This window comes from Aliiroseovarius sediminis, from assembly GCF_022678485.1.
In the GTDB taxonomy this organism is placed as follows: Bacteria; Pseudomonadota; Alphaproteobacteria; order Rhodobacterales; family Rhodobacteraceae; genus Aliiroseovarius; species Aliiroseovarius sediminis.
In genome coordinates, this window is record NZ_JALBYP010000026.1 from 214,693 (window position 1) to 227,712 (window position 13,020).

At 59.7% G+C, this 13,020-nt stretch carries 12 protein-coding genes; 4 read left to right on the plus strand and 8 right to left on the minus strand.

The features are described 5' to 3' along the window. The first annotated feature begins 246 nt into the window (after nt 1-246). Nucleotides 247-1,716 (plus strand): ABC transporter substrate-binding protein, encoded by a 1,470-nt coding sequence (locus MN186_RS07500; RefSeq protein ID WP_242113752.1) that lies wholly within the window; start codon nt 247-249, stop codon nt 1,714-1,716. Between the two features lie 47 nt (nt 1,717-1,763). On the opposite strand, the gene MN186_RS07505 is transcribed toward MN186_RS07500, so the two are convergent. From MN186_RS07505 to MN186_RS07515, 3 genes are all read right to left on the minus strand, one after another. Continuing rightward, nucleotides 1,764-2,672 carry a DMT family transporter gene (locus tag MN186_RS07505; protein WP_242113753.1) on the minus strand — a complete coding sequence of 303 codons (909 nt, stop codon included), beginning with the start codon at nt 2,670-2,672 and terminating at the stop codon, nt 1,764-1,766. Between the two features lie 91 nt (nt 2,673-2,763). Next, complete coding sequence (locus MN186_RS07510) at nt 2,764-3,504, minus strand: YebC/PmpR family DNA-binding transcriptional regulator (RefSeq protein ID WP_242113754.1); 741 nt, start codon at nt 3,502-3,504, stop codon at nt 2,764-2,766. Nucleotides 3,505-3,606: 102 nt separating this feature from the next. Continuing rightward, on the minus strand, nt 3,607-4,050 hold the full coding sequence (locus MN186_RS07515; RefSeq protein ID WP_420838915.1) for an Lrp/AsnC family transcriptional regulator: 444 nt from the start codon (nt 4,048-4,050) through the stop codon (nt 3,607-3,609). 82 nt (nt 4,051-4,132) lie between these two features. Here MN186_RS07515 and MN186_RS07520 point away from each other — a divergent pair, with 82 nt between their 5' ends. Beyond that, a complete protein-coding gene (locus MN186_RS07520) occupies nt 4,133-4,726 on the plus strand; it encodes a LysE family translocator (protein ID WP_242113756.1) in 594 nt (197 codons plus the stop codon). Nucleotides 4,727-4,758: 32 nt separating this feature from the next. Further along, on the plus strand, nt 4,759-6,540 hold the full coding sequence (locus MN186_RS07525; RefSeq protein ID WP_242113757.1) for an SLC13 family permease: 1,782 nt from the start codon (nt 4,759-4,761) through the stop codon (nt 6,538-6,540). Between the two features lie 12 nt (nt 6,541-6,552). Here MN186_RS07525 and MN186_RS07530 read toward each other — a convergent pair whose 3' ends face one another. From MN186_RS07530 to mgtE, 4 genes are all read right to left on the minus strand, one after another. Then, nucleotides 6,553-8,331, minus strand: a complete 1,779-nt coding sequence (locus tag MN186_RS07530; protein ID WP_242113758.1) for an SLC13 family permease — start codon at nt 8,329-8,331, stop codon at nt 6,553-6,555. 116 nt (nt 8,332-8,447) lie between these two features. Further along, complete coding sequence (locus MN186_RS07535; protein WP_242113759.1) at nt 8,448-9,272, minus strand: TIGR00282 family metallophosphoesterase; 825 nt, start codon at nt 9,270-9,272, stop codon at nt 8,448-8,450. Between the two features lie 52 nt (nt 9,273-9,324). Further along, complete coding sequence (locus tag MN186_RS07540; RefSeq protein ID WP_242113760.1) at nt 9,325-9,894, minus strand: 5-formyltetrahydrofolate cyclo-ligase; 570 nt, start codon at nt 9,892-9,894, stop codon at nt 9,325-9,327. After that, complete coding sequence (gene mgtE, locus MN186_RS07545; RefSeq protein WP_242113761.1) at nt 9,894-11,276, minus strand: magnesium transporter; 1,383 nt, start codon at nt 11,274-11,276, stop codon at nt 9,894-9,896. The genes MN186_RS07540 and mgtE overlap by 1 nt, the downstream gene beginning before the upstream one ends. Nucleotides 11,277-11,403: 127 nt before the next feature. On the opposite strand from mgtE, the gene guaD reads away from it, so the two are divergent. Then, nucleotides 11,404-12,690, plus strand: a complete 1,287-nt coding sequence (gene guaD / locus MN186_RS07550; protein ID WP_242113762.1) for a guanine deaminase — start codon at nt 11,404-11,406, stop codon at nt 12,688-12,690. Here the strand turns inward: guaD and MN186_RS07555 are convergent. Beyond that, nucleotides 12,680-12,991: a 5-aminolevulinate synthase gene (locus MN186_RS07555; RefSeq protein ID WP_242113763.1), complete on the minus strand. Its 312-nt coding sequence runs from the start codon at nt 12,989-12,991 to the stop codon at nt 12,680-12,682. The genes guaD and MN186_RS07555 overlap by 11 nt on opposite strands. Between the last annotated feature and the right edge of the window lie 29 nt (nt 12,992-13,020).

Sequence of the window (13,020 nt, forward strand, 5' to 3'; positions counted from 1 at the left end):
GGATGGCATAGGCGGTCAAGCACAACTACGGCACCTTCTTTCGGGGGCAGGAATGTCGGACAGTGTCGGCTTCGCTGTCTTTGCCGAAGCGGTCGTCCTGTTTCCTGCTCTGCCCGCTGCCGTGCGCGCAGCCTAATGCTGCGCCGCAGAGAAGCTGGAGGCCAGTTCGTAACACGCCCCTTGCGTCAAACTGATTTCCCGCGTTTCATGACACCTGACCCGTGATCGTGGTAAAGGAGGACCACCATGACCAACCTGAAATTCACAGCCGCCGCTTGGGCGCTGATGGCCTCGACCGCACTGGCGGGCAGCGATGCGATCACGCTTGGCATGGTGCTTGAGCCACCTAACCTTGACCCCACCGCCGGTGCCGCCGCCGCGATTGACGAGGTTGTGTATGCCAATATTTTCGAAGGCCTGACCCGGTTTGGCCCCGATGGATCGGTCCAACCCGGCCTTGCCAGCGAATGGTCCGTCAGTGACGATGGCCTGACCTACACGTTCAAGCTGCGCGAGGGCGTGACGTTTCATGACGGCACACCGATGGACGCAGAAGATGTGATCTTCACTCTTGATCGCGCGCGCGCCGAAGACTCGACCAACGCGCAAAAGGCGTTGTTCCAAGACATCGAAACTGTCACAGCCCCCGATCCCCTGACGGTCGAGGTGACACTGTCCGCCCCGAACGGCAGCTTCCCCTTCAACATGGCGTGGGGCGACGCGGTGATCGTCGCGCCAGAAAGCATCAACAATGCGGCCACCGCCCCGGTCGGCACCGGGCCGTTCAGCTTCGTCGAATGGTCCAAGGGCGACCACGTGACAATCGCGCGCAACGATGCCTATTGGGGCGAAACGCCTGCGCTTGCGAAAGCCACGTTCAAATTCATCTCGGACCCGAATGCCGCCTTCGCCGCGATGATGGCCGAAGATGTGGATGCCTTCCCCAACTTCCCCGCCACCGAAACCCTGTCGCAATTCGAGGCCGACCCCCGTTTCAACGTCATCGTCGGCTCGACCGAGGGTGAGACGATCCTGTCGATGAACCACGCCTCGGGTCCGCTGGCGGACAAGCGGGTGCGCAAGGCGATTTCCCATGCGATCAATCGGCAGGACATCATCGACGGGGCGATGTTTGGATATGGCACGCCCATCGGAACCCATTTCGCGCCACACCACCCCGATTACGTCGATCTGACGGAAAACTCCGCCTATGACCCCGAGTTGTCGAAATCGTTGCTGACCGAGGCCGGTGCCGAAAACCTGACCCTGCGCCTGATGCTGCCGCCCCCATCCTATGCCCGCCGCGGGGGCGAGATCGTCGCGGCGCAACTGCGCGCGGTCGGGATCGACACCGAGATTTCGAACCTTGAATGGGCGCAATGGATTGAGCAGGTGTTCAAGGGCAAGGATTTTGACCTGACCATCGTCAGCCATACCGAACCTGCGGATATCAACATCTATGCCCGCCCCGATTACTATTTCCAGTATGACAACCCGGATTTTCAGGCATTGATTGCTGAGTTGAATGTCACCGCGGACCCCGCGCAGCGATCCGAGCTGAACAAACAGGCCCAACAGATGATCGCCGAGGACTACGTGAACGGGTATCTGTTTCAGCTTGCGAAAACCGGGGTTGCCGATGCGAACATCAAGGGGCTTTGGGAAAATGCGCCAACACAGGCCAACGATCTGACCGGGGTAAGCTGGGCCGAGTAGCGATTGGAGCGATCACGCCAAAGGGCGCCCGTTATGGCGCCCTTTTTTCATGACTTTGCGGCGTTGGGGTTAGGCGTCACCCGGCGGTTCAGCATCGCCTCGCGCCATGTGATATAGCTGACAGCGCCGATGATAACGCCCGCGCCTGTGACGACCCAGATATCCACAGGCTCGGCAAACAGCCACGCACCCATCGCAGCCGCCCAAATGATTTGCACGAAAGTCACAGGTTGGGTCACGGATACCGGTGCCTCGGCAAAGGCGCGGGTCATGGAATAGTGGCCTGCCGTAGCAAAAAACGCGATCAAGACCAGCCACCCCAGTTGCACGAGCGTTGGCGTAACCCAAACAACCCATGCCACAGGCGCCAAGCCGATGGTCACGGTGATCGACATCATCGCCACCACGACCGCCGCCGAGGTTTCCTGTGACAGCCGTTTTGCGACGAGATACGAAGCGCCAAGAAAAATGGCCGTGAACACCATCGACAAATGCCCCGCCCCCAGCTCGCGCAGGCCGGGACGCAGGATGATCAACACGCCCGCAAAGGCAAAGGCGACAGCGATCATGCGGCGGGTCGAAAATGTCTCTCCAAGAAACAGTGCAGCACCCAGCATGACATAGATCGGGTTCAGGTAATTCATCGCCACGACCTCGGCCACGGTGATTTGGGTCATGGCATAGAACCAACACAACACCGCCACGCTGTGCACCAACCCACGCAGGGCAAAAAGCCCCCAAATTCGCCCCGAGAACCGCGCGCGCCTGAGTTGTCCGAAGGCGGGCAGCACGAAGAACAAACCGAACGCAAACCGCAAGAACGCCGCTTGCGCCGATGGCACCCCTTGCCCCACATGCTTGACCAGCGCATTCATCAGGACAAAAAGCAAGCCCGCCACCAGCATCCACACAATACCGTGCATGGGGCGTTGATCGATATGGGTTGTGATGCTCATCCCGCGACCTGACCCGAGTTTGCCCTGAAAGACAAGAGACCCCGACACGGGGTTCGGGCCGGGGTCTTACATGCGCGAATGTGTTATCGGATCAAAGCTGCTCCAGCACCTCGTCGGTCGCTTCGAAATTGGCCGTGACGCGCTGCACGTCGTCATCATCTTCCAATGCCTCGATCAGATTCATGAGCTTTTGCATGCCTTCAAGATCAAGCTCGGTTGTCATGTTGGGTTGCCAGATCAACTTGGTTGATTCACTTTCGCCCAGCGCGGCTTCCAGCGCGTTCGAGACCTCGTTCAAGTCGGTGTCGGCGCAGACGATCCGGTGGCCGTCCTCCGAGCTTTCGCAATCTTCGGCGCCGGCTTCGATGGCGGCTTCCATCACGGTGTCGGCGTCGCCTGCCTCGGCCGGATAGATCACTTCGCCCTTGCGGTCGAACATGAAGCCAACCGACCCGGTCTCGCCAAGGTTGCCGCCGTTTTTCGAGAAGGTCGAGCGCACGGTCGATGCGGTCCGGTTCTTGTTGTCGGTCATCGTCTCGACAATGATCGCAACCCCATTGGGGCCATAGCCTTCATAGCGGATTTCGTCGTAGTTTTCGGCATCACCGCCTTGCGACTTCTTGATCGCGCGGTCGATCACGTCTTTGGGAACCGATTGCGATTTCGCCTCTTTCACGGCCAGACGCAGGCGCGGGTTCTTGTCGGGGTCCGGGTCGCCCATCTTCGCGGCCACGGTGATTTCCTTTGCGAGCTTGGAAAACAGCTTCGAGCGCAGCTTGTCCTGACGCCCTTTGCGGTGCTGAATATTCGCCCATTTTGAGTGGCCAGCCATTGCGACCTCCGAGTTATTTCATGTTTTGGTATGTTGCGCGGTTCAATACAGCAGGGGTTGGGGGGGCCGCAAGGGCGTTGCTGATCCCAATTGGCGCCATCGTCAGGCGCGGTCATCCTTTGGCGATCCCATGACGACATGTGTCACGATCTGGTGTACCTGCGGCAGCGTGCCCAGCTTATCAGTGTGGAACCGTTTATAGGCGATCAGATCTTCGGCCTCTATCCTCAGCAGGTATTCGACCGTGCCGGTGATGTTGTGACACTCGCGCACCTCGTCAAACAGCGAAACAGAGCGTTCAAAACCCTCTTGCGCGGCCTTGGTGTGCCCCGTCAGGCCAACAGTGACATAGGCCACGAACCCGTTGCCCATCGCAATCGGATCAAGCACGGCACGATAGCCTTTGATCACACCTTGCCGCTCAAGCTCCTGCACACGTCGCAGGCAGGCCGAGGGCGACAGACCCACCCGTTCGGCCAGCTCTGTGTTCGGCAATCGACCATCGCGGAACAATTCCTGCAATATCCGCGCGTTGATGTCGTCTATTTTGGTCCGCTGTTGCAAAAAAACTCCGAATTTCTGAAAACTTGCAATCAAGTGTGGCAAATGTTCATGGATTATTGCCCACATGTCAATTGAGCTTCTGTCCGCCTTCGTCGCTTTTGCCTTCGTGTCCTCGATCACGCCGGGGCCGAACAACCTGATGCTGATGGCATCGGGCGCGAATTTCGGGTTTCGCCGATCGGTCCCGCATATGCTGGGCATTGGGATCGGCTTCACCTTCATGATCGTGCTGGTGGGCGTGGGCCTGATGACGCTTTTTGACCTGTATCCGGTCAGCTATACGATCCTGAAGGCAGGCAGCGTGGTCTATCTGCTGTGGCTGGCGTGGAAGATCGCCCATGCTGCCGAACCCGGCACCAGCGCTGCGGGTGGCACGCCGATGACCTTTCTGCAAGCAGCCGCGTTTCAATGGGTGAACCCCAAGGCCTGGGCGATGGCGCTGACCGCGATCAGTGTCTATGCCCCCACACGCAGCATGGCGGCGGTCTTGTTGGTGGCTCTGATCTTCGGTATGGTCAACCTGCCATCGGTGTCGGTATGGACCGTACTGGGGCAGAAAATCCGCGTCATCCTGACCAATCCCACGCGCCTTCGGTCCTTCAACGTGACCATGGCGCTGTTGCTGGTGGCAACGCTTTTTCCCGTAATCTTTGGGTGACGTTCTGATCGGCAAGCGGTAAGCCTTGAGGTATGACAACAGATCAGATCATCCTTTTTTCGCTTTTCGCTGCTGTGTTCGGAATGCTCCTTTGGGGCCGGTATCGCTATGACCTTGTGGCATTCGCGGCGCTGATGCTGGGGGTGGTGCTGGGGGTGGTGCCGACCAAAGATGCGTTTTCCGGCTTTGGGCACCCAGCAACGTTGATTGTCGCACTAGTCTTGGTGGTGTCAGCGGGTCTGGTGCGGTCGGGCGCGGTGTTTCTGATCACCCGCACGTTGGTGGATGCGTCACGGTCGTTAGGCGCGCACATTGCTCTGATGGGGGCCATTGGCGGCGTCTTGTCGGCTTTCATGAACAACGTGGCGGCCTTGGCTTTGTTGATGCCTGTCGACGTACAGACCGCCCGCAAAGCAGGCCGCGCACCGGGGTTAAGCCTGATGCCTCTGTCCTTTGCGACCATCCTTGGCGGCATGGTCACGCTGATCGGCACACCGCCCAACATCATCATTGCCTCGATCCGTGGTGAAGCATTGGGCGAGCCATTCCATATGTTCGACTTCGCCCCCGTCGGCAGTGTGACAGCGATTGCAGGGCTGGTGTTCGTCGCGCTGATCGGTTGGCGCTTGATCCCGCAAACGGACACAGCCAAAACGAACGCCGACCCGATGGAGGCGTTCGGACTTTACGTCGCCGAACTGACTGTGCCGGAAGAGTCGAAACATATCGGCAAGAGGTTGCAGGATCTTGTCGAAACCGCCGAGAAAAACGACGTCGCCATCCTTGGGCTGGTGCGCGACAACAAGCGGCGCTATGGCACACAGCGGGCGACGAAATTGGCCGCCGGCGATGCACTGGTGCTGGAAGCACGGCCCGAAGCCCTGGACGAATTTCGCGCGGCCCTTGGGCTGAGCTTCACCGATGCTGAACGGGAAGAAAAGCTGCGTGCCGATGGCGATGGGCTGTCCAAGATCGAAATCGTCGCCCCTGTCAACGCTCGCATCGTGGGCAAGACTGCGCAATCCGTGGGGCTGCACTGGCGACAACGCTCGGTTCTGCTGGGCATTTCGCGATCCGGCAAACGCATCACCAAGCAGGTCCGCAAGACAAAGGTCCAGCCCGGCGACATTCTTCTGCTGCTGGTCCCCAAAGGGGCCGAAGCGGATGTCACAGACTGGCTGGGCGGTCTGCCCTTGGCCGAACGCGGGCTGACCGTCACGCAGGACGACAAGGTTTGGCTGGCCATCGGTCTGTTTGGCTCAGCGGTGGCCGCCGCCAGCTTTGGCTTGGTCTATCTGCCTGTCGCACTGGGGCTTGTCGTGGTGGGGTATACCCTGACAAAGATTGTGCCCTTGGAAGAACTTTATACTCATATCGAATGGCCGGTGGTGGTTCTTCTGGGGTCGATGATCCCGCTTGGCGCGGCGCTTGAGACCTCGGGTGGGACGGAATTGATTGCAAACGCGTTGGTCAGCGTCACGCAGGGTCTGCCTGCATGGGTGGTTCTGACCGTTCTGATGATCGTCACGATGAGCTTGTCAGACGTCCTGAATAACACCGCCACCACCATCGTCGCCGCCCCTGTCGGCATCCAGATGGCACAGACGCTTGGCAAGAACCCCGATCCGTTCCTGATGGCGGTCGCGGTCGCGGCCAGTTGTGCGTTCCTGACGCCCATCGGGCACAAGAACAACACGCTGATCCTTGGCCCCGGTGGATACAAGTTTGGCGATTACTGGCGCATGGGCTTGCCGTTGGAGGTGTTAGTGGTCGCGGTATCAATTCCCGCCATTCTGGCGTTCTGGCCATTGTAAGGTCAGCGCGGCCTATAGCGGCCAGATGAACGGGATCAGGAACGAAGCCAGCACGCCCACCGACAGATTCAGCGGAATACCAACCCTTAGGAAATCCGAGAACTTATAGCCGCCCGGCCCATAAACCAGCGTGTTTGTCTGGTATCCGATGGGTGTCGCGAAACTGGCAGACGCCGCCACCATCACCGCCACGACCAAGGGGCGGGGGTCCAGCCCCAGCGCGTTGGCAAGACCGATCGCGATGGGCGTCACAACGACCGCCACCGCATTGTTTGACACAAGCTCGGTCAGGATCGACGTCAGCAGATAGATCGTCCAGACGATCAGGAACGGCGGTAATTTGCCCAGAAAGGGCGCGACCCCTTCGGCGATCAGACGCACGGCGCCGGACCCTTCCAGCCCGGCCCCGATGGCAAGCATGGAAAAAATCAGAACAAGCAGGCGACCGTCCACGGCGCCAAACGCCTCGTCCGCGTCAATGCAGCGGGTCAGCAGAACAAGGGCGACCGCAAGGATAGCCAGAAGGAAAATCGGCGCCACGCCGAACCCTGCCAACACCACCAACCCGACCAGCGCGGCAATGGCGATGGGGGCATGGTCACGCCGGTATTCACGGCCTGACGGTCTTGAGACATCCAATAGCCCCATATCCTGCGCCAGCCGCTGAATATCCTCGGGCGCACCCTCAAGTAACAGAGTGTCTCCGACGCGAACGACCAGATCATCCAGCTGCCGCCCGATATTCTGGTTCTTGCGATGCACAGCCAAGGGATAAACACCATATCGCCGACGCAGACGCATTCTGCCAAGCTGCTTTCCGACCATGCCGCAATCGGGCGTAATCAACACCTCGACCGTCGAAGTTTCCACCGCCGACAACTGGTCCACGCGTCGCAGGCTTTTGTCGCGTTGCAGGCTAAGCAGCTCGGCCATCCGGGTGCGCAGAACCACCCGGTCGCCAACTTGCAAAGTCACGCCGTCCAAATCGCGTCGCAGGGACGCATCGCCCCGGATCAGGTCAACCAGCCGCACACCTTCGCGTTTAAACAATTGCACACCGTTCACTTCGCGCCCGATCAGGTTGCTGTCGGGGGGGATGACTGCCTCGGTAAAGAATTTCTTGCGCGACCGGTCAGACAGCATCGTTGCCATGCTGTCACGGTCGGGCAGGATACGCGGAGCGATGAAATACAGATAGAACATGCCCCACGCGACCAGCGCCAGACCCAACGGCGTGACCTCGAAGATCGAGAACGGCGCAAGCCCGTTAGCGCGTGCCACACCATCGACCAGTAGGTTCGTCGATGTCCCGATCAGCGTCAGTGTGCCCCCCAGAACCGCCGCATAGCTTAGCGGGATCAGCAATTTCGACGCTGACCTGCCGATTTTTTTGGCCAGTTGCACAAAGACCGGGATCATCACCACGACCACCGGGGTATTTGACACGAAAGCCGACGCGACAACGACGAAGCCCATCAGCGCCGACAGGGCGATAGCAGGGCTTTTTTCGGCTCGTCGTTCGGCGATTTGGGTAAACCAGCGAAGCGCCCCGGTCCGCACAAGCGCGCCCATAACGATGAACATCGCGGCGATGGTCCAGGGGGCAGGGTTTGACAGCACCGCAAGCCCTTCAGTGTAATCCAGAATTCCCAGGATCAGCATGGCCGCAACCCCGCCGATTGCCACGACCTCGGTCGGAAAGGTTTCGCGCAGAAACATCACGAACATGCCAACGACGATCAGCAAAGACAGGATGGCCTGCGTTGTATCGCCGAATTCAAATAGCCCCATAGGTCGTCCCTGTTCGGTTCATCAACGCAGTCTTGCCCGGTGCGCACCGGGTGAGCAAGCGCGGTTTTACACAGAACACGGATCTTGGAACATCAAAATGGCGCGGCAAACAGGGATTATGCCTGATCCAGAGGCGTCGATTGCGCCAGCCGTCCACCTTCGCGGATCATCTGAACGCGGGTCGCCTTGCCAGTGCGGTCGTCAGTTTCGACATAGAGGCCGGACAAAGTCGCCTCGCCTGCCGCGGGGGTAAAGCGCGACTTCGACATGCCGGTGATAAAGCGACGCAGGGGTTCTTCTTTCTGCATCCCGATCACGCTGTCATAATCGCCGCACATGCCGGCATCCGACTGAAACGCCGTGCCTTTCGGCAGGATTTGCGCATCTGCGGTGGGCACATGGGTATGGGTGCCGACAACGATGCTGGCGCGCCCGTCGCACCAGTGGCCCATACCCATCTTTTCGGATGTGGCCTCGCAATGGATGTCGACCAGCGTGGCCTGAACGGCACCGCCAAGGGGGTGGCGTTTCAGCACAGCATCGACGGCCGAAAACGGGTCGTCAAAAGGGCGTTTCATGAACACCTGACCCAATGCCTGCGTCACAAGGATCTTGCGTCCACGCGCATCGGAAAACACCCGCGCGCCCGTGCCAGGCGCATCTTTCGCGTAGTTCAAAGGGCGAATGATACGTGGTTCTTGCTCGCAAAAGGTCAGCATCTCGCGTTGATCGAATGCGTGATCGCCCAGCGTAATCACATCTGCGCCCGCGTCCAAAACAAGGCGCGCATGGGCGGCGGTCAGGCCGGCCCCTCCGGTTGCGTTTTCACCGTTGATCACGACGAAATCCAGCTTCCACGCTTCGCGCAGACCTTTCAGCCGTTCGGTCACAGCACGCCGACCCGCGCGCCCCATGATGTCGCCAAGAAAAAGTATCTTCATGGCCCCAGCCCTAGTGCGGATAAACCAGCAGGGCAAGCCCAAGCGTCGCGGCTTAGACCCAATGCACACCTTCATCGGTGACAATCGCATCCAACCGCTGATCGGTAGGCTCAAGCGGCACCATGTCCACCTCTTGCGCGCTATAAGCATAGCCGATCGCCAGCGTCGGGCGTTTGGCACGCAACCCTTCAAGCGTGCGATCATAGAAGCCGCCACCATAGCCCAGCCGGCCCCCGTTGCGATCAAACGCCAGAAGGGGAACGATCAGAACCTCAGGTTCGATAAATTCGAGCTTTGCCGGAACGGCCGCACCAAACGCGCCCTCGGCCATTTCGCAATCCGGAGTCCACAGCGCAAATCGCAAGGCCGACGCCTGCGCGCTGATTACCGGCACCCCGACCGGCCCATGCGCGGCCATCGCAGCCATCACGGGCACCGGCGTAATTTCGGTGCGAATGGGCATATAGCCCGACAGCGGCCTGCCCTTGTACGGTGTCACCACGGATAAAAGATGCGCAACACCTGCGGCTGCGCGTGCTTCGCTATGCGCGCCTTTGCGGCGAGCAAACGCAGCCTTGCGTGCAGCCGCTTTTGTAATTGCCAGATCGCTATCGTCCGCCATCAAAGAAGCATCACTGCAGCCAGTCCCAGAAAGGCAAAGAACCCGACAACATCCGTGACCGTGGTCACAAACGCACCCGATGCCAGCGCGGGATCGACACGGAAACGTTCCAGCACGACGGGAATCATAACACCTGCCAGTCCTGCCACGACAAGGTTCACGACCATCGCAATCGCGATTACCAAGCCCAGCAGCGGCGTGCCAAACCACGCCACGCCGACAATCCCCATAACCAGCGCAAAGATCAGCCCATTGATCAGGCCCACCGCCGCCTCGCGTCGGATGACACGCCAGACGTTGGCCGAGGTCAAGTCCTTCGTCGCCAGCGACCGCACTGCCACCGTCAGCGATTGAGTGCCCGCATTGCCGCCCATCGACGCCACAATCGGCATTAAAACCGCCAAGGCCACGAATTGCGTGATCACATCTTTGAACTGCGCAATGACCAGCGATGCAAGGATTGCTGTCACAAGGTTAACCGCCAGCCACGGAAAGCGGCGTTTGGTGGTGTCGATCACCCGGTCCGACAGGCTGCTTTCGCCAACACCGGCCAGACGCATGATGTCTTCTTCGTGTTCCTCGTCCAGAATGACCATCGCGTCATCAATGGTTATCACACCCACCAGACGGTCATCCGCATCAACCACGGGCGCCGAAATCAAATGATACTGGTTGAACGCATAGGCGACCTCGCCTTCGTCCTGCATGACCGGAATGGTGCGAAAGCTTTCTTCGGCGATGTCTACCATCTTGACCTTGCGGCCGCTTCCCATCAAGCGCCCCAGCGTCACATAACCCGTCGGTCGCATCCGTGGATCGACCAGAATGACGTGATAAAACTGTTCGGGCAAGTCCTCTTGATTGCGCAAAAAATCAATGGTTTGCCCGACATTCCAATGTTCCGGGACAAACACCAGCTCGCGCTGCATCAGGCGGCCGGCGGATTCCTCGGGATAGGTCAGTGATTGCTCAACCACCGCGCGATCATCATCGTCCAATGCGCCCAGAACCGCCGCTGTCTGCGGTTCGTCAAGGTCTTCGATCAGGTCAACGACATCGTCGGTTTCCAGATCACGCACGGCCTCGGCCAGCACGTCGGGCATCATCGCGCCAACGATTTCCTCGCGCAGACCTTCGTCAAGTTCCGACAGGATATCGCCGTCCAGCTCGCGCCCGTAAAGACGCACCAGCGCGACACGTTGTTCATGGCCCAACTGTTCCAGCAAGTCAGCGATGTCGGCGGCATGGACGGGTTCAAGAGCGCGCACCAAGGCGTCCGAATCGTTGGCTTCCACCGCCGTCAGGACGGGCTGGAACAAACCTTCGATCAGTTCATAGGGGCTGTCTTCGGGCGCGTCGGCGCCTTGTGGTTCGTCCAGCATCCGCGACCCTCCTGATTGATCTGTGCGAACATAGGGCATGGTTTGCACCATTGGAACCGCCAGAAACCGATTGCTTCATTAATTTTCCAACCGTAATCTGGCCGCTGGCATTGAGGCGAGGCACGACATGCACCTTCTTCTGGGACAAACCATCACCTTTTCGGCCGACCCGTTCAAAGAACCCTTGGCTGGGTGCGCCAAACATGAACGTCGCGGCGCCGTGGCCATCGACGGTGGCATGATCACCGATCTGGGACCGGCGGACGATCTGCGCACGAAATATCCGCAGGCACAGGTAACGGATTATGGCGATGCACTGATCTCGCCCGGTTTCGTGGATGCGCATGCGCATTATCCACAGACGGCGATCATCGCGTCATGGGGCAAGCGGCTGATCGACTGGCTGAACAGCTATACCTTTCCCGAGGAAAGCCGCTTCGGCGACCCTGCGCACGCTGCCGAGATTGCCGAGACATATTTTGATCTTGTCACCGCGGCGGGCACCACGACCACGGTCAGCTATTGCACCATCCACCCCGAAAGCGTTGACGCCTATTTCACCGCTGCTGCGGCGCGTGGGTTGCGGGTGCTGGGCGGTAAGACCTGCATGGACCGCAACGCGCCCGACACCCTGCAAGATACAGCACAAAGCGCCTATGACGACAGCAAGGCCTTGCTGGACCGCTGGCACGGGCGCGACCGTTTATCCTATGTCATCACGCCGCGCTTCGCCCCCACCTCGACACCCGAACAGCTTGACGCGCTAGGCGCATTGTGGGCCGAGAACCCGGACGTGCTGATGCAGACCCATATCAGCGAACAGCACGAGGAAATCGCGTGGGTCGCGGACCTGTTCCCGGATGCGAAGGACTATCTTGATGTTTATGAGCGGTTCGGTCTGATCGGCCCCGGCGCCCTATTCGGTCATGCCATTCACCTGACCGACCGCGAACGCGACCGGATTCGCGAGGTCGATGCAAGCCTGATCCATTGTCCGACCTCGAACCTGTTTATCGGGTCGGGGCTGTTTGACATGGGAGGGCTGATGGAGCAGGGCCACAGGATCGGGCTGGCGACCGACACCGGCGGCGGGTCGTCCTTTTCGATGCTGCGCACCATGGCGGCGGCCTATGAGGTCGGGCAGTTGGCCGGCACACCGCTCCACCCCGCGCAGCTTTGGTGGCTGGCGACAGAGGGATCGGCGCACGCGCTGCACATGGCCGACAGAATTGGCACCCTTGCCCCGGGGTCCGAGGCGGATCTGGCCGTGATCGACCTGTCATCGACACACGCCATCGCGCAACGCGCAGCGCGCGCCGAGGATATATGGCAAGCGATCTTCCCCACCATCATGATGGGCGATGACCGGGCGATCAAAGCCGTCTGGGCAAATGGGTCATGCCTTAAAAGCTGACCAGAGCCACCCCGATCAGCACAAACGCCGCCCCGGCCAATTCCTGCCGCGACAGCCCTTCGCCAATGATGAAGGCATAGGCCAGCACCAGAAGGGATTCGGTGGCGATGATCGCGATATAGGCCAGCCCAAGTTCGACCTGCCTTAACAACAAGACTTCGAAGACAACGGTGCCAGCCAAAACAGCGACAAGAAGCGCCAGTGGTAACAGCGCAAAACCATACGAAAAATGCTTCATCAAAATGGTCGACACCCCGTAACCAAGGGCCGCAGCCAGTGCTAAAAATGTTCTGTCACTCATTACGGAAAGCATGGGAAACCCATCCTTCC